Origin of the sequence: Streptococcus sp. BS35b (assembly GCF_000286475.1) — a bacterium.
GTDB lineage: Bacteria > Bacillota > Bacilli > Lactobacillales > Streptococcaceae > Streptococcus > Streptococcus oralis_W.
This window is the reverse complement of sequence record NZ_ALKH01000017.1, coordinates 49,163-66,678: the sequence shown is the minus strand read 5'-3', so window position 1 is coordinate 66,678 and position 17,516 is coordinate 49,163. Positions and strand designations below refer to the sequence as shown.

The window sequence follows — 17,516 nt, the reverse complement described above, 5'->3', positions numbered from 1 at the left end:
AATTTTCTATAAAATCAGAAGAAGTTGGAAAGGATCCCTCTATCTATTCTCACTTTTTATATCCCAAAAGTTCCCTCTCACTCTTTTGAGCAAGCGGTTGCAATTCATCTATAAACTCATCAGAACAGACAAAGCTATTCTTTCGTCTTCTCCCATCCAGACTATACTGTCGGTTGTGGAATCGCACCACATCAGCTTGCGCTCGCGGACTTCTTTAAAGGGAAGGAAATAGAGATTTTTCTTTTAGACGAGGCGACAAGCTACAGGCATAACTTCCAGTTAGGCAAAACTTGTCAACAAAGTTTTAAAGGAAAAATTTTTTCCTAATGATACTCAATGAAAATCAAAGAACAAACTAGGAAGCTAGCCGCTGGCTGTACTTGAGTACGGCAAGGCGAAGCTGACGTGGTTTGAATTGGATTTTCGAAGAGTATTAAAGTCACCGCCGGTCGGGAATTACACCCAGCCCTGAAGACCCTTTAATCATAACAAAAAACGCTTGCAAGTGCAAGCATTTTGATTATTTCAATTTATCTGCTTCATAGGTGTGAACAAGCTCAAGACCCGCAAAATTCTGCTGACGAAGAGCCTCATAGACAATCATGCAGACGGTATTAGAAACATTAAGACTGCGGACGTGTTCATCGTTCATAGGAATACGGAGAGCTTTCTCAGGATGCTCGCGCATAAAGTCCTCAGGCAAGCCCTTGTCTTCACGTCCAAAGAGAAAATAATGGTCTTCGTCAGTCGATAAATCTACCTCAGAATACACTTTCTCAGCAAATTTCGAAATCAGATAGAGTTTTCCCTTCATCTGAGACATGAAATCTTCCAAGCTGTCATAAAAATAAATATCTAACTTATCCCAATAATCTAATCCAGCTCGCTTCATCTTGCGATCATCAATAGGAAATCCCATCGGTTTGATGATGTGAAGGGGAGAATTGGTCGCAGCGCAAGTACGCGCAATGTTACCTGTATTTTGTGGAATCTGAGGTTCAAATAATACAATGTGATTTGTCATGACTTGCTTCCTTTCACCATTGCAAAAAAATAGCCACACTGCCCGGAGTCAAGCTCAGCAAACAGCGTGGTTAAGGCATCGTTAACTTACCTCACAACAGGTTTGAAGTAAATCAGCGAAGCTACTTTCTTAGTATAACACTTTCAGAATCATTGTCAATAGAAACGACTTGATTTTTTTACTTTTTTTGATAATATTTCCATACTTAGTCATTCTTTTTCTGAGAAAGGATATTAAATGAGCGAAATCACTTCATATAATAGACATTTCTATAGAAGGTGACCGATTTTATCTTTAAAAACTTAAAAAAGTCTTTTCTTATCCTCTAAAATGGCTTGGCAAGTGCATTTTTTACGAAAAAAGGGTATGATAGTTACACCATGAAAAAGTAGGGTTTTTATATGAAAATTGTCCTTGTTGGTGGAGGGAAAGTCGGTTTCGCCCTCTGTCGTTCACTGGTTGCAGAAAAACACGACGTTGTCCTCATCGAACAAGATGAGGCTGTTCTCGATCATATTGTCAGTCGCTTTGATATCATGGGACTCCTTGGAAATGGAGCAGACTTTGCTATCTTAGAGCAAGCCGGCGTTCAAGAGTGTGATATCTTTATCGCTCTAACGGAACACGATGAAGTGAATATGATTTCAGCAGTACTTGCTAAAAAGATGGGCGCTAAAGAAACCATCGTTCGAGTGCGAAATCCTGAATACTCCAATGCCTATTTCAAAGAGAAAAATATTCTTGGATTCTCACTTATCGTTAACCCAGAACTCCTAGCCGCCCGTGCTATCTCAAATATCATTGATTTCCCGAATGCACTCTCAGTTGAGCGGTTCTCAGGGGGACGGGTCAACCTAATGGAGTTTGTTGTCAAAGATTCCAGTGGTCTCTGTCAAATGCCAATCTCAGATTTTCGTAAAAAATTTGGCAATATCATTGTCTGCGCTATGGAACGAGACCATCAACTTATGATTCCGAGCGGTGATATCACCATTCAGGACAGAGATAGGATTTTTGTTACTGGGAATCGTGTGGATATGATGCTCTTCCATAACTATTTCAAATCACGTGCAGTGAAAAGCTTACTCATCGTTGGTGCTGGAAAAATTGCTTATTACCTACTTGGCATTTTAAAAGATAGCCGTATTGACACTAAAGTTATCGAGATTAATCCTGAAAGAGCTCGTCTCTTCAGTGAAAAATTTCCAAATCTCTATATTGTACAGGGAGATGGAACTGCCAAAGATATCTTGCTTGAGGAAAGTGCTCCCAACTATGATGCAGTTGCAACTTTGACTGGGGTTGATGAGGAAAACATCATTACCTCTATGTTCTTAGACCGTGTTGGTGTTCATAAGAATATCACCAAGGTGAATCGCACTAGCCTTTTAGAGATTATCCATGCACCTGATTTTTCAAGTATCATCACACCCAAAAGCATTGCAGTGGATACCATTATGCACTTTATCCGTGGTCGAGTAAACGCCCAATACTCAGACCTTCAAGCCATGCACCATCTAGCAAACGGTCAAATTGAAACTCTTCAATTCCAAATCAAGGAAGCTAATAAAATGACTGCCAAACCTCTTTCACAGTTGAAACTGAAGAAAGGGGTTCTTATCGCAGCCATTATCCGAAAAGGAAAAACAATCTTCCCTACTGGAGAGGACAGACTTGAGGTAGGAGATCAGTTGCTCGTGACGACTTTACTACCAAATATCACCAAGATTTATGATCTGATTGAGAGGTAAAAGATGAATAAAAGTATGATTCGTTACCTCCTCTCAAAACTTCTCTTGATTGAGGCGGTTCTCCTCCTAGTGCCCGTTAGCGTAGCAACCTATTATCAAGAATCCAGCCAAGTATTTACAGCACTCTTTACAACAATTGGAATTTTAATACTTCTTGGTAGCTTGGGAATTTTACGGAAACCCAAAAATCAGCGAATTTATACTAAGGAGGGAGTCTTAATCGTCGCCCTCTGTTGGATTCTATGGTCTTTCTTTGGAGCGCTTCCCTTTGTCTTTTCAGGACAAATCCCAAGTCTCATTGATGCCTTCTTTGAAATCAGTTCTGGTTTTACAACTACAGGAGCGACCATTCTGACAGATGTTTCCGTTCTCACTCGTTCCCTCCTCTTCTGGCGAAGTTTTACTCACTTGATTGGAGGGATGGGGGTACTCGTCTTCGCGCTTGCCATTATGGACAATGCCAAGAATAGTCACTTAGAGGTGATGAAGGCTGAGGTCCCTGGGCCTGTCTTCGGTAAGGTTGTATCCAAACTGAAAAATACCGCCCAGATTCTCTATCTGCTTTATTTAGGGCTCTTCTCACTTTTTGTAGTCATCTACTATCTAGCTGGTATGCCCCTATTTGATAGCTTTGTCATCGCTATGGGAACGGCAGGAACCGGAGGCTTCACCGTCTATAACGACGGGATTGCCCACTACGGCAGCTCACTCATCACCTATCTCGTCAGTATCGGAGTTCTGGTTTTTGGGGTTAACTTCAATCTCTACTACTACCTCATGCTCCGTCGAGTTAAGGCTTTCTTTGGTGATGAAGAACTTCGCACGTATGTAATCATTGTCCTAGTTTCTACCGGCTTGATTACTCTCAATACGCTCCATCTCTACCAAGGTGTCTCTCAGAGCTTTGAAATGGCCCTCTTCCAGGTGTCCAATATCATCACAACAACTGGTTTTGGTTATGGAGATATCACCAACTGGCCCCTCTTCTCCCAATTTATCCTCCTCTTCCTCATGGGAATCGGCGGCTCTGCTGGATCAACCGCAGGTGGACTCAAAGTTATCAGAGGGCTCATCCTTTCAAAAATTGCAAAAAATCAGATCTTGTCCATCTTATCTCCTCATCGCGTATTGACTCTACATGTCAATAAAACTGTGATTGATAAGGATACTCAGCACAAGGTCCTAAAATATTTTGTCATTTATGTGATGATTTTACTGTCACTTATCTTCATTGTCAGTCTAGATAGCAATGATTTTCTAGTTGTTACCAGTGCTGTCTTCAGTTGTTTCAATAACATCGGACCTATTCTAGGTACAACTTCTAGTTTTGCCATCTTTAGTCCCATCTCTAAAATACTTCTCTCATTTGCAATGATTGCAGGTCGTCTAGAGATTTATCCCATTTTGCTTCTCTTTATGAAACGTACCTGGTCCAAACGCTAATTATAATACAACTCCCCCTTTACTAGCTAGTAAAGGGGGAGTTTTTCTATTAAAAATGAGAAGACCTTTCGGTCCTCTCCTAATCTGTTTATTTTTTAAGTGCTTCTTTGTAGCGAGCAACTTCCGCTTGATTAGCCCAAACATAGTGACCTGGACAAATTTCCACCATAGATGGTTTGTCTGTCTCATAGTCATGTTGGCTAGGATCATAGACTTTCAAGACCTTCTTACGTTCCAAGATTGGATCTGGAATTGGTACAGCAGATAGAAGTGCTTGAGTGTACGGATGAACAGGATTATTAAACAACTCCTCTGTCTCCGCTACTTCAACGATGACACCCTTATAGATAACTGCGATACGATCTGAGATAAAGCGAACAACTGACAAGTCATGCGCAATGAAGAGATAGGTCAAGCCCAATTCTTTTTGAAACTTCTTGAGCAAGTTCAAGACTTGCGCACGAACAGACACGTCCAAGGCTGAAATCGGCTCATCCGCAATAACGAAATCAGGTTCCATCACAAGAGCACGGGCAATCCCAATACGTTGACGTTGACCACCAGAAAACTCGTGTGGGTAACGAGTCAAGTGCTCTTTCAAAAGACCAACTTCATGAATCATCTTTTGAACTTTTTCTTTTCGCTCTTCTTCATCTTTGAACAAGTGGTAGTTGTAAAGACCTTCAGAGATGATATAGTCAACTGTCGCACGTTCATTTAAGCTGGCTGCAGGGTCTTGGAAAATCATCTGGATACGGCGGATCAACTCTGAAGATTCCTTATGAGATTTTTTCCCATTGATCTTATGACCGTCAAAGATGATTTCACCTTTACTAGTATTATTCAAACCAATAATGGCACGACCAATCGTCGTTTTCCCACTACCAGATTCACCAACGAGAGAGAAAGTTTCTCCCTTGTTGATAAAGAAGTTAGCGTTTTTAACGGCAACAAACTTCTTACTTCCTTCACCGAAGGAAATTTCTAAATCTTTAATTTCTACTAATTTTTCAGACATTTCCTTCCTCCTAGTCTTCTAGATGAGCAAAGCCCATTTTATCACGAATCTTATCATGTAAATCTGCGATGATTTCTGGTTTTTCAACCTTAGGAGCATTCTCATGAAGCAACCAAGTCTTAGCCCAGTGAGTATCAGTGACTGAAAACTGAGGTGCTTTCTGTTCAAAGTCAATTTGCATCGCATAATCTGAACGAAGGGCAAAGGCATCACCTTTCAACTCCGTATAAAGAGACGGTGGTGTTCCTGGGATAGAGTACAATTCCCCTTTATCATCAGCAAGCTGAGGCAAGCTAGACAAGAGACTCCAAGTGTATGGATGACGTGGATCATAGAAGACTTCCTCAACAGTACCGTATTCTACAATTTCACCAGCATACATAACCGCTACCTTATCGGCAATACTTGCTACCACACCAAGGTCATGGGTGATAAAGATAATGGTGAAGTGGTACTCATCTTGCAAGGTTTTAAGCAAATCAATGATTTGCGCTTGAATGGTTACGTCAAGGGCCGTTGTTGGCTCGTCACAGATCAAGATATCTGGACGACAGGCAAGGGCAATGGCAATAACGATACGTTGGCGCATCCCTCCAGAATATTGGAAAGGATACTCGTCAAAACGTTTTTCAGCGTCTGGAATTCCGACCTTGTTCATATAGTCGATTGCCATTTCTTTGGCTTCCTTAGCTGTTTTCCCTTGGTGTTTAACGATAACTTCAGTGATTTGGCTACCGATTGTATTGATTGGGTCCAAACTTGTCATAGGGTCTTGGAAGATGGTCGCAATTTTAGCACCACGAATCTTCTCCCATTCTTTGTTCGAGGTCAAGGCTGTCAGGTCTTGTCCACGATAGTCGATGCTTCCTTGGGCAATGCGCCCATTGTCTTCTAACATTCCTGTAAAGGTTTTTGTTAATACAGATTTACCAGAACCAGACTCACCTACCAAGGCGAGAACTTCTCCTTCAATCAGTTCTAGAGAAACGCCTCTGATAGCTGTTAGAACTTTGTCACGAACGTCAAATTCCACGACGATATCGCGAGCAGTCAAAATTACATTACTTTCTTTTGTCATGTCTACTCCTATCTATGTGTACGTGGATCACTAGCATCCGCTAAGTTCTGACCAACAACGAATAGAGATAGGGATACCAAAATCAAGGTTGTCAATGGAATCCAGAACAAGTACGCGTTGGTCGTAACGTTTTGTGAGTAATCTGAGATCAAACGTCCCAAACTTGGCACTGTTACAGGCAATCCCAATCCAAAGAAGGAAAGGAAGGCTTCATAAGAGATAAAGCTTGGCAACATCAAGGTCATCGTAGAAACAATAACAGATACCAATTGTGGCATGATATTTTTCACGATGATTTTAAAGGTTGGTGTTCCAAGTGTTTGAGAAGCAAGGTTGTATTCCAAGTCACGGTAACGCATGATTTGAATACGAATTGAATAAGCAATACCGATCCAAGTCGTCACACTCATAGCGAAGATCAAATTCCAGAAACCAGCACCAATTGAGTAAGTCAAGACGATAACAATCAAGAGAGATGGAATGTTTGAAATAATGTTATAAACTTCCATCATGACGCGGTCAACAGATTTTGAAATCCCCCAAATTCCACCAACAATAACCCCAATCACAAGGTTGATAAAAGTGGCAATGACAGAGATGAGAATGGAGTTACGCGCACCAAACCAAACTCCATCAAACAAGGATTTACCATTGCTATCCGTACCAAACCAGTGTTCAGCATTGGGCTTAATAAAACGAGCGCTAAAGTCATTCACCTTACTTACATCGTTAAAGTCAAAGTCTGAAAACATCGGATAGATAAAACTCATCAAAATAATAGCTACCAATATTCCCAACATAATGACTGTTGATTTTTTCTTTAAAAACTGTCTAAATACAGAACCCCAGTAAGAGTAGGCAGGAGCATCAATCGTTTCAGAGGCAAAATCATCACGTTTTACGAACTGAAATTTTTCTTTATCAATTGTTGACATTATTTGCCTCCTTTCTCTGTCAATTTAATACGTGGGTCAAGCATGGTCATCCAGATATCTCCTACAAAGAGTGAGAAGATAGAAATACATGTAAAGATGAAGACGAGACCAACTACCATTGAGTTATTTGATGCCTTAACAGAGTCAATCAACATTTTACCCATACCTGGGAAGGCGAAGACTGTTTCTGTCAATGTTGCACCACCAATAACCCCGATTACGGCACCTGGAATACCTGAAACCAAAGGAACCATGGCATTTTTAAAGACGTGTTTATTTGAGATTTCTTTTTCAGATAAACCTTTTGCACGAGCAAAACGGACAAAGTCCTGAGATTGCAAGTCAATCATGTAACGACGAATCCAGATTGCTGTACTTGGTGCTCCCAGCAAACCTAGAATGACTGCTGGCAAGACATAGGAACGCCAATCTCCAGCCCCCAAGATAGGGAATGAGTCAGGCAGACCAATAGATGATCCAATCAAGCGAACGATATAAACCAAGGCAATCGTTGGAAGTGCAAGCAAGAAGGTTAGAACACCTGTTGAGAAGCTGTCAATCCAAGTATTCTTGTGGCGAGCCATAGCAGATCCAAGAGGAATCGCAATAGCATAAGAAATAATCAAACCAATCAAACCAGCAACAGCTGAGCTTGCAATCATAGATGGATATTGGTAGTTACTTTCTGTAGCTGTATATGGATCGTCCTTACCATAGTTAGCTATTTCACGCGCATCTGCTTGACTTGGAGATTTGTAGGTACGAGAGTAAATATCTACAGACGAAGTCTTTTTACCAGTAGGGAATTGAACTTCTGATGTCTTAGTTTGTCCTTGACCTTGTGTGATAACTTGAAGCACTGGCGTGTTCGCATAAGTTGGGTAAGAGTCACCCAAGTTAATGTTCACAAAGTTTTGGTGTACAAACGGGAATTGATTGTTGAAATACAAAAGGTATTTATGCTTGGTACCTGAACCAACCAATGACCAACCGATAGCAGGGTCATTTTCAAAACGAAGATAACGTTCCAAGTTTGGATTTTCAGGGTCTTGAATCTTGTTTGTATGATCAATATCAAGCAAGTTCGCATAGAATTTGAAAACACGTTCAAAAATCGGAATTTCACGCGTAGCATAGAACTGACCACTCTCTGAAAAGACACCTAACGTCCAACCATTACCGAGTTGGTTGACGTATTTTTCGTAGATTGCCTTATTGGTATCATTGGCATCTACTGTTACAGATGAGTCCATTGTGCTAGCTTTTTCTTGCAACTCCTTGGTATCGTAATACTCAATATAGCCCATACGTTCATAAACGGTATTCTCATAATTATCCCGCTTATCTGGAGTCGTTGCAATCTTGTTGTAGTTGGTATCCTGCTTGAAAATCAGTTTCCGAGGAACCATCGTATAGATAATCGTGTAGGTCAAGGTTGTCACCAAGAAAATAGACAACAATGAGCGCAAGACACGCATAAAAATATATTTTTTCATATCGTTTCCTTTTAAAATCCCAAAAGAACCTTCTCCTCATGGAGAGAAAGTTCTCTTGAGAGTTATTTATTTAACGTGATTCGTCAATTCTTTTTGAACTTTTTCGTTTGATTCTTTTTTCTCTTTGAGCCATTTCTCACGAGCTTGTTCGTAATCAGCTTTCGTTACAACCTTGTCTTGCAACTGAATATACTTGAAGTATACATCTGAACCCTTATCTCCAGATTGACTGTATGACGCAGAGAATGGTACTACACGAGAAATGAATGGCGCTGCTCCACTACCTGACATAGCAGGAAGGAAGAGAGAGCTATCTGTCAACCAAGCTTGAGCTGCTGCGTATTTTTCATAACGAGCGTTCAAATCGTCAGTTTCTTTAGCAGCTTCATCAACTAACTTATCATATTCTTTCAAACCAACTTGTGCAGCTGCTGCATTTGCTGGATCGTCGTAACCCATGTATGTTTTTGTTTGCTCGCTATTAGTTGTTTTCAAGATATCAAGGTAAGTTGATGGATCTTCGTAGTCTGGATTCCATCCAACTGCTCCTGAGAGATCCCAATCTTCTGCCGCAGCGCTTGCTGCATAGTAGGTGATATTGTTCAACTCATCTTTAGAAACTTGTTGGATATCAATCACTACATTATCTTCACCAAGTACTTTTTCAACTGTTTGTTTAAAGGATTGAATACGAGCAATATAGTTCTTATTGGTTTGGTCTACTGGAATGTCTAAATGGATAGGGAATTTTGCTCCTTCTGCTTCCAATGCAGTTTTGGCTTTCGCAAATTCAGCCTTGGCTTTATCAGCATTGAAGAGACCGTCTTGACCATCCGCAAAGTTTACATTCTTCCATTCATCACCATAAGTAGCCATCTTATCAGTTACCAAGTCACCGAAGGTTTTGTCCCCTGCAGAAACAAAGTCAGGTTTCACAAAGAGGTTGCGAACTGCAAGAGAAGCAGCTTCTGTCCCATTTACTTGTGCGGAGTAAGCTGTACGGTCAAAGGCGAAGTTCAAGGCCTGACGGAAATCCTTGTTAAGAAGGGCTTTCTTAGTAGAAGACTTTTCTTCATCAGTTGTCTTAGAAGTGTATTTGTAACCTTGACGGTCAATATTGACACCTAAACCAAAAATACCAGGTCCCGATGGAGTGTAAAAGATATTATCCTTATAACTTTCTGCTACCTTAGAGTAGTTTGAACTTGTAGGGAAAAGGCGAGCATAGCTGTATGCTCCACTTGTAAAGTTACGCTCAATGGACTCTTGGTCTGAACCATCATAGAAAGCAAGGGTAACTTTATCAAGGTGAACGTTATCCTTATCCCAGTACTGCTCATTCTTAGCAAATTCGATAGAAGATTTAGTAGTCAAACCTTTTAGCAAGAACGGTCCATTATAAAGCAATGACGTAGGATCTGTTGCTTTGGCAAAATCTGATCCTTTTGATTTTTCAAAATCTTCGTTCAATGGCCAGAAGATTGAGTAAGCCATCTTAGAGTTCCAGTATGGTTCTGGCTGGTTCAAGGTATACTCAAGAGTATAATCATCAACTGCCTTCACACCTACCGTAGAAAAGTCTTTTGAATTTCCAGACAAATAATCAGACAATCCTTTAACAGAAGTTTCTGCTAGATATAAAGCTTCGGATTTCTTATCTGCTGCGTGTTTCAAACCATTCACGAAATCTTTAGCTGTTACTTCAGCGTACTCTTCCCCATCAGATGTCATCCATTTAACACCTTTGCGGATTTTGTAGGTATAAGTCAATCCATCTTTTGAGACTGACCAATCTTCTGCAACTGCGGGAGTCAAATTCCCATATTTGTCATTTGTGAAGAGACCATCAATACCATTTGAAGTGGCAATCTTAGTACTTTGTTTCCCTGAAATGAGGTAATCCAACGTTTCTGGGTCAGCTGAATAGACATAACCATAATTTTTTGGTGCTGTTGAATCAGATGATTTAGAAGAACCGCAGGCAGCTAGTACGCCAGTCGCTAATAAGGCAACCCCTGCTGCAACCAATACTCTGCTTTTTTTCATGTATATAACTCCTCTTGAAAAATTTAGGCTTATTGGAAATTATAACATATATCTTCTAAAAAGTAAACGAATTTTCAGAATATTTAGGCGTATATCTACAAAAAACTTCTCTTTGTCAGAATTTCCTTATTCTTTATTTGTATTTATAAGAAAAGAAAATTAATTTGTCTAACTCTGTAAGCTTGATTTTTACAAGTTGCTTTCCCCTTTTTTCTTCACATGACATAATCTATCTTCTTAAATTGGATTTTAGAATAAGAAACTATTGACGGGAAATGATTTTCAAGGTATAATAATAAACGTTGAGGCGGTATAGCCAAGTGGTAAGGCACGGCTCTGCAAAAGCTTGATCGTCGGTTCAAATCCGTCTACCGCCTTTCAGTACCTGAATTAACAGGAATTAACCGAATGAAAAGCCCGTAAAATCGGGCTTTTTTTATTTTTCTTCAGATAAATACGGATAACTTCGAAAAACTTTTGGGGCGAATTTGGGGAAAATATAAAGCAGTGACTCAAGTCACTGCTTTATTCTGTTTCTTCTTCAGTCTCTATTTCAGTGATTTGGACTTTTACCTTGGTAACACGTCCGTTTTTCACCTTGTCATTGGTTAGGATGATTTGTTTGTTTTGGCTGACCAATTCATAACTGAGTTTTTCAGTCGTTGGAATCATTCCCACACCCGTCAAATAATAACCGGCGATGGTATCAACATCATCACTTTCCAGTTCCACATCAAAGTAGTCATTAAAATCATTAAGATTCATGGTACCTTGAACGATATAGGTGTCTTCTCCTATTTGATGGACTTCAATTTCAGCCTTGTCAGTCTCATCATCAATCTCACCAACAATTTCTTCTAAGAGGTCTTCCAGAGTTACCAAACCAGCCATTCCACCGTATTCATCTAGTAAGATGGCCATTTGATTTTGGGTATTTCGAAGTTCTTTAAGAAGATCGTCCACAAAGATAGTCTCAGGAACAAACAGTGGCGTTTGGAGAATTCGTTTCCAGACAATATTGTCAAAGCCATCCACAAAAGCGGCATTCAACAAGCGCTTGGTGTGAATCAAACCAATAACATTATCCTTATCCCCATCATAAACAGGGATACGTGAAAAATTTTGCTTTAAAATACTCTCGATAATCGTTTGACTGTCATCCTGAATATCTACCATAAAGGCATCTGTTCGAGGCACCATTACCTCACGAGCCATTAGTTCATCTAAAGAAAAGACTCCCTGTAGCATTTCAATCTCATCTGCATCCAGTGTTTCTTCACTATTGGTAAGCATATACTCAATTTCATCACGTGTCATCTTTTCATCAGCATCATCAAAGGTCATTGGCGTCACACGGCTCAATAGATTCGTTGAGGCTGACAAAAGCCAAACAAAGGGACTGACAATTTTCCCCAAACCAATAATGACTGGCGCTGTTCGGATAGCCAAGGTATCTTTCAGATTTAGAGCAATTCTCTTGGGATAAAGTTCCCCAAAAACAATGGAAATATAGGTCAAAAATGCCAGAGATAGAAAACTTGCAATAGCGGAAGCTGTTTCACTGTTTCCTATCCAAGAGGCAATTTCGCGTCCTAGAGTCTCCGCTAAACTGGCCCCAGACAAGATGGTAATTAACGTAATACCAACTTGAATCGTTGATAAAAAGTGGTTAGGATTTTCAAGTACCTTTAACAAACGGATGTAACGTTTGTCTCCCTCTTCTGCCTTTTGTTCTACTCGGGAACGGTTTAGTGACACCATTGCCATCTCAGTGGCTGAGAAAAAAGCATTTAACAAGGTCAAGATAAATAATAATACAAACTGTAGCAACAAATGCTGACTGCTCGGGTCTTCCATAGTCCTTCTCCTAAAATAGTATCTTGTGTTTCATTATATCATAAAATTCTTCAGGATTCACATTATTTTTCATTTAAACAACAACTCCCCTGCCTCTAGAAGACAAAGGAACTGTTTTATATAGTATCCATTGTTTCTAATTCGTCACTGTCACTTGACCTGTTCGGTAATCAAGCTGGATTCCCTTTTGAACATTGGGGATTAGCACGTTGAACTCCAATTCGCCATCCGAAGACTTGGCTTCGATTTGTGAAGCGGATGGAACTAAGTCCTCATTTGTCGCATAGTGGAGCGTCACCCGATAACGGACCCTCTTATTTTGGTCCAAGGCTTTTCTGACCAAACTCTCATAGTAGTTCTGACCTGTCGAATCTTCAGCCTGTGCTTGGTTTGCCCAAGCTGTCTGGACTGCAATGTTCTTGGGATTGCTGGTAGAGGCATCAAAACCATCCAAACCACCTATCAAGGCATAACCCAGCAGGTGTCCTCTATCGACTGCATGTGTATAGGTTCCCTTTAGATTCTTGACCTGATGCCATCCTGATGGCGTCCAGGAGGTTGAGCCGTTGCCTGTTTCTTCACGATTTTTATACTGCCGAGTCGTTTTGGATAAGATGGCATTGGCAACAGTTGGGACTGTTTCTTTTCCAACTGTCTTTGTTTTATTATCCGCATAGGGTTTGCTTGAAACCTTTGCATCTAGATTGGTTTTATTGCCATTGACAACAAAAGCCCCTGCTCCATTCCACTCGAGATCCCCCTTGATTTGGTTCTTAATTGACTCAGTTAAGACACTTTCAGCCAGCTCCTGACTGGGAGCTTCTGAAGCTTGCTTTTTCTGACTAACCTTAGTTCTAGGGGTGTTTGGCGCTGTCTGCATCTGCTTGATATAGTAGCTTCCAGCAGCCAAGAGTAAGAATAGAAGTAACCCTATCAGAGCTTGTCTTGTTTTTTTGTCCATTTTTCTCCTTATTTCTTTAGAAAAAGACTGGTCTCCCAGTCTAATTTCCTGTAAATTTGCTAATCAATTCCTGCCACTTTGCCGGAGACAATATTGCCCATGGATCCTGTCCCTTTCCTAGGATGCCATAGCCTACCATCAAGCCGATTCCTAAAGCAAGGAAACCTATCAAGAGAACAATAAAAATCAACAGTAGGCGACGGAGTACATAGCGTAAGTTTTTATTCTTCATCATTTGCCTCAATTCGCTGAATCTTCGCTCCTAACTGAGCTAACTTCTCATGGAAACGGTAGTAACCTCTATCAAGGTGGACTAATTTACCAACAACTGTCTCTCCCTGCGCCACCAAACCTGTCAAAATCAAAGCCGCACTAGCGCGAAGGTCCGTTGATAGAACTTCTGCCCCCTGTAAAGCCTGTCCCCCAACAATACGAGCTGTATCACGGATAATCTCTGAATGCAAGCCCATACGGCGCATTTCCTCTAAGTGTTGGAAGCGATTCTCAAACACCGTTTCCACCATGGTGGATTCCCCTTTTGCGACTGTCATCAGAGCTGTAAATTGCGCCTGCATATCTGTTGGAAATCCTGGATGTGGTAAGGTTTTTACATGAACAGCCTTGAGATTTTCAAGTTGAGAACGAACACGGATACCTTCTGACTCCTCTGTCACTTCAACACCCATCTCAAGTAGTTTTGAAATCAAGGGACGATTGTGTTCCCAGACTGCATCACGAACGAGGACATCTCCACCAGTCATAGCTGCTGCTACCATAAAGGTTCCAGCTTCAATACGGTCCTGTACTACAGTATGAGTCGTACCATGGAGGTCCTCGACACCAGTCACTGTGATTGTTTCGGTACCAGCTCCCTTGACCTTGGCTCCCATTTCATTAAGGAAGATAGCGAGATCAACAATTTCTGGCTCACGCGCAGCATTTTCAATCACTGTCACACCATCAGCTAGAGTTGCTGCCATCATCAAGTTTTGTGTTGCGCCGACACTAGGAAAGTCCATGTAGATATGAGCACCATGCAAGTGGTCTGCCTTGGCTTCAATGTAACCAGCTGTCTGAGTGATTTTAGCCCCCATAGCTTCCAAACCTTTGAGATGGAGGTCGATCGGACGACTCCCGATAGTGCATCCCCCTGGCATGGATACCTTGGCATGACCTACACGAGCAAGGATTGGTCCCAAGACAACGATGGATGCTCGCATCTTGCTGACATATTTATAAGGAGCTTCCTCCGTGATATCACCAGTCGCATCAACCTCGACAATATGAGCTTCCTCATCAAAGTCCACCTTGGCATTCAGACCACGAACTACTTGATTCATGGTGAACACATCTGACAAGATAGGAACGTTCTGCAAGACTGTCTTACCCTTGCTTGCTAGAATAGTCGCTGCCAACAAGGGCAAGACTGCATTCTTTGCTCCCTCGATTGTCACACTCCCGACCAGACGATTATCCCCGCCTTGAACCACAATTTTTTCCATAGTTATTTCCTTTACTTTTGATTTTATAATAGTCCTCTAAGTGCTTCTTGCCACAGTTGGTACAAACTGATAAAGAATGAACTCAAGATGTAGCCCATCACAATACTAAAGAAGCCGACCAACAAACGAACCTTTTTTGTGTTAGTAGCGGTCACTTTTAAAACCTTTTCCCATCTCACAAGATCCTTCAAAAGGTAAAAACTCAAATAAATAAAGAGTAGATGACTACTTAGAGTGAATAATAATTGAATCATTTGACTATTATACCATCTTATCGGCTTGCGCGCTAGTTTTCAATTTTTCTACGAATTAGGGATTGTTTTTAAGGTAATCAATCGCATCCTGCAAGGTCTTAACCGGAACGATTTTCATCTCTGTTTTGATCGTTTTAGCAGCTTCTAGGGCTGTTTCATAGTTGCTTTTCGCATTGGGATCTGCTTTTTTTGCTTCCTCAGTGACTGGATTGTCAGGAGCAAAAAAGATGTTGGCTCCCTGACGAGAGGCTGCAACCACTTTTTTGTCAATTCCACCAATATCGCCAACATTTCCATCGCGATCAATGGTTCCCGTTCCCGCAACAATGCGACCATTACGAAGACCTGGATCTGCTATCTGGGTGTAAATAGCTAGGCTAAACATGAGACCGGCGCTTGGCCCCCCGATACCAGCTGTTGAAAAACGAATCGGAACATCACTGGTCACTTCCGTACGGTCAATCAGACCAATCCCAATCCCGTTTTTCCCGTTTTCGAGAGTGATAATTTTACCTTCTGCAGACTTGACTTTTCCGTCTTCTTCATAGGTTACCTTGACCGTATCTCCTAATTGTTGAGAATTAACATAGTCGACCAAGTCTTTTGAACTGTCAAACGTTTTATCATTAACAGCCGTCACGGTATCTGCAATGTTCAGAATGCCCTTAAAAGTTGAATTATCCGTCACGGTCAAGACATAGACTCCCAGATACTTGAGTTCGATATCCTTTCCAGCCGTCTTCAATCCTTGATACTTGGCCATGTTTTGGGACGTTTGCATATAGAACTGATTGATCCGCATAAATTCTGCATCAGTAGAGCCACCCGTAGTCTCCTTGGCACTTCTAATATCCGTGAAAGGCGTTAACCAAGCATAGACAAGATGTGATAGGGTTGCGTGTCGAATACCGACTGTCACAAACTGGTAAGCTCCTGCTTCTGTGTCTTCTGTTTCATTGACTTTCAAAACGCGACGAATATCTTCCGCTCCACCTGGAACTTCTATGTAGTAAGGTAAAGGTACTACAAAGGCTAAAAAAGTCAATACTAGTGCTAGAATGACATATAAGGGCCATCTAGTTTTTTTCTTCATGTTCTAATTCCTCCACAACACTGTTTGGGACATATTGCTGAATCTCCTGACCAAACTTCAGAAGTTCTCTCATGGCTGAAGAGCTAATATAAAGATGCTCTGGGCGACTATATAGGTAAATGGTTTCGATTTCTGGAGCCAGTTGATGATTGTAGTAATCAAAACTAGACTCGTATTGCAAGTCGGTGGCATTCCGCAAGCCACGAACAAGGGTCTTAGCACCCAATCTTCTTGCAACATCGACGACTAGTTGGTCATGAGAAGCCAGCACCTCTACATTATCTAAATACGCTACCGCTTTTTCGACTGCCCGTTTGCGGTTTTCAACAGGGAGAAAACCTTGTTTGTGGGGATTGTAGAACACCCCAACATAGAGCTTATCAAAGAGTTTGCTAGCACGTTCAATGATATCCAGATGTCCATTTGTCATCGGATCAAATGATCCTGTAAATAATCCAATTTTATCTGACATAGACTGTCACCTTACTAATCCCATATATTTTTTCCTTCCAGATGCCTAAGCAAGCGATTTCTTCTGGAAGTTCTACAGACTTATCGGTTTCGCAGACAACCATGACCTCTTGGGAGAAAAGGTTTCTTTCTGCCATTTTTTCGATATCTGCAACGATTTGTTCCTTGGCATAGGGAGGATCTAAAAAGACCAGGTCAAAGGGACCATTCACATGCTCCAAGGCTCGTTCAGCCTCCATCTTTAAGAGCTGAAATTTGGAAACTTCCTTGGTCATTTGGATATTTTCAGCGATGATAGCTTGTGCCTTTCGATCCCGTTCCACTAAGACAGCATGGGACATCCCACGCGAGACTGCCTCAATAGATAAGCCGCCACTGCCAGCATAGAGATCCAATACACGACCGCCCTCAAAATAGGGGCCTATCATGTTAAAGATAGCTCCACGAACCTTATCTGATGTCGGCCTCGTCGTCTTTCCTTCTAGCGTCTTGAGAGGACGCCCTCCGTAGATTCCTGATACGATTTTCATACCGTTTATTATACCAAATTATAGGCAAAAAGAGAAAGAAAACCGAACCTTGCGGTT

Annotated in this window: 16 protein-coding genes and 1 tRNA gene; 3 read left to right on the top strand and 14 right to left on the bottom strand. The window is 41.2% G+C overall.

Annotated elements, in window-relative coordinates:
* Positions 1-520 precede the first annotated feature (520 nt).
* Entirely contained in the window at positions 521-1,024 is a 504-nt protein-coding gene (locus tag HMPREF1149_RS11100; RefSeq protein WP_000181355.1) for a tRNA (cytidine(34)-2'-O)-methyltransferase, read from the bottom strand.
* A gap of 401 nt (positions 1,025-1,425) precedes the next feature.
* Here HMPREF1149_RS11100 and trkA point away from each other — a divergent pair, with 401 nt between their 5' ends.
* Together trkA and HMPREF1149_RS11090 are read left to right on the top strand one after the other, a co-directional pair.
* On the top strand, positions 1,426-2,775 hold the full coding sequence (trkA, locus tag HMPREF1149_RS11095) for a Trk system potassium transporter TrkA (protein WP_000706803.1): 1,350 nt from the start codon (positions 1,426-1,428) through the stop codon (positions 2,773-2,775).
* A gap of 3 nt (positions 2,776-2,778) precedes the next feature.
* The gene (locus HMPREF1149_RS11090) at positions 2,779-4,218 is read left to right on the top strand and encodes a TrkH family potassium uptake protein (protein ID WP_001043436.1); all 1,440 of its coding nucleotides are present in this window, start codon (positions 2,779-2,781) and stop codon (positions 4,216-4,218) included.
* An 88-nt stretch (positions 4,219-4,306) separates the two neighbouring features.
* Here HMPREF1149_RS11090 and HMPREF1149_RS11085 read toward each other — a convergent pair whose 3' ends face one another.
* The 5 genes from HMPREF1149_RS11085 to HMPREF1149_RS11065 form a co-directional block, all read right to left on the bottom strand.
* Positions 4,307-5,236 (bottom strand): ATP-binding cassette domain-containing protein, encoded by a 930-nt coding sequence (locus HMPREF1149_RS11085; protein WP_001291312.1) that lies wholly within the window; start codon positions 5,234-5,236, stop codon positions 4,307-4,309.
* A gap of 10 nt (positions 5,237-5,246) precedes the next feature.
* Entirely contained in the window at positions 5,247-6,314 is a 1,068-nt protein-coding gene (locus HMPREF1149_RS11080) for an ABC transporter ATP-binding protein (RefSeq protein ID WP_000159802.1), read from the bottom strand.
* 8 nt (positions 6,315-6,322) lie between these two features.
* Positions 6,323-7,249, bottom strand: coding sequence for an oligopeptide ABC transporter permease OppC (gene oppC / locus HMPREF1149_RS11075; RefSeq protein WP_000103693.1), 927 nt, complete (start codon positions 7,247-7,249; stop codon positions 6,323-6,325).
* Positions 7,249-8,745 carry an ABC transporter permease gene (locus HMPREF1149_RS11070; protein WP_000759889.1) on the bottom strand — a complete coding sequence of 499 codons (1,497 nt, stop codon included), beginning with the start codon at positions 8,743-8,745 and terminating at the stop codon, positions 7,249-7,251. Before HMPREF1149_RS11070 ends, oppC begins: the two co-directional genes overlap by 1 nt.
* Before the next feature lie 66 nt (positions 8,746-8,811).
* Positions 8,812-10,791: a peptide ABC transporter substrate-binding protein gene (locus HMPREF1149_RS11065; RefSeq protein ID WP_000749719.1), complete on the bottom strand. Its 1,980-nt coding sequence runs from the start codon at positions 10,789-10,791 to the stop codon at positions 8,812-8,814.
* A 306-nt stretch (positions 10,792-11,097) separates the two neighbouring features.
* Between HMPREF1149_RS11065 and HMPREF1149_RS11060 the strand changes: the two genes are divergently transcribed.
* Positions 11,098-11,168 (top strand) — tRNA-Cys (locus tag HMPREF1149_RS11060).
* A gap of 148 nt (positions 11,169-11,316) precedes the next feature.
* Here HMPREF1149_RS11060 and HMPREF1149_RS11055 read toward each other — a convergent pair.
* From HMPREF1149_RS11055 to rsmD, 8 genes are all read right to left on the bottom strand, one after another.
* Complete coding sequence (locus tag HMPREF1149_RS11055; RefSeq protein ID WP_000390009.1) at positions 11,317-12,648, bottom strand: hemolysin family protein; 1,332 nt, start codon at positions 12,646-12,648, stop codon at positions 11,317-11,319.
* Positions 12,649-12,784: 136 nt separating this feature from the next.
* Positions 12,785-13,609 carry a DNA/RNA non-specific endonuclease gene (locus HMPREF1149_RS11050; protein ID WP_000359007.1) on the bottom strand — a complete coding sequence of 275 codons (825 nt, stop codon included), beginning with the start codon at positions 13,607-13,609 and terminating at the stop codon, positions 12,785-12,787.
* Between the two features lie 40 nt (positions 13,610-13,649).
* On the bottom strand, positions 13,650-13,844 hold the full coding sequence (locus HMPREF1149_RS11045) for a DNA-directed RNA polymerase subunit beta (RefSeq protein WP_000977279.1): 195 nt from the start codon (positions 13,842-13,844) through the stop codon (positions 13,650-13,652).
* Positions 13,831-15,111 (bottom strand): UDP-N-acetylglucosamine 1-carboxyvinyltransferase, encoded by a 1,281-nt coding sequence (gene murA / locus HMPREF1149_RS11040; RefSeq protein WP_000411912.1) that lies wholly within the window; start codon positions 15,109-15,111, stop codon positions 13,831-13,833. Before murA ends, HMPREF1149_RS11045 begins: the two co-directional genes overlap by 14 nt.
* Before the next feature lie 23 nt (positions 15,112-15,134).
* A complete protein-coding gene (locus HMPREF1149_RS11435) occupies positions 15,135-15,365 on the bottom strand; it encodes a DUF1146 family protein (protein WP_081502351.1) in 231 nt (76 codons plus the stop codon).
* A 55-nt stretch (positions 15,366-15,420) separates the two neighbouring features.
* On the bottom strand, positions 15,421-16,458 hold the full coding sequence (locus HMPREF1149_RS11035) for a SepM family pheromone-processing serine protease (RefSeq protein ID WP_000730772.1): 1,038 nt from the start codon (positions 16,456-16,458) through the stop codon (positions 15,421-15,423).
* Positions 16,442-16,930 carry a pantetheine-phosphate adenylyltransferase gene (gene coaD / locus HMPREF1149_RS11030; protein ID WP_001280718.1) on the bottom strand — a complete coding sequence of 163 codons (489 nt, stop codon included), beginning with the start codon at positions 16,928-16,930 and terminating at the stop codon, positions 16,442-16,444. The genes HMPREF1149_RS11035 and coaD overlap by 17 nt, the downstream gene beginning before the upstream one ends.
* Positions 16,920-17,459 carry a 16S rRNA (guanine(966)-N(2))-methyltransferase RsmD gene (rsmD, locus tag HMPREF1149_RS11025; protein WP_000706941.1) on the bottom strand — a complete coding sequence of 180 codons (540 nt, stop codon included), beginning with the start codon at positions 17,457-17,459 and terminating at the stop codon, positions 16,920-16,922. Before rsmD ends, coaD begins: the two co-directional genes overlap by 11 nt.
* Positions 17,460-17,516: the final 57 nt, after the last annotated feature.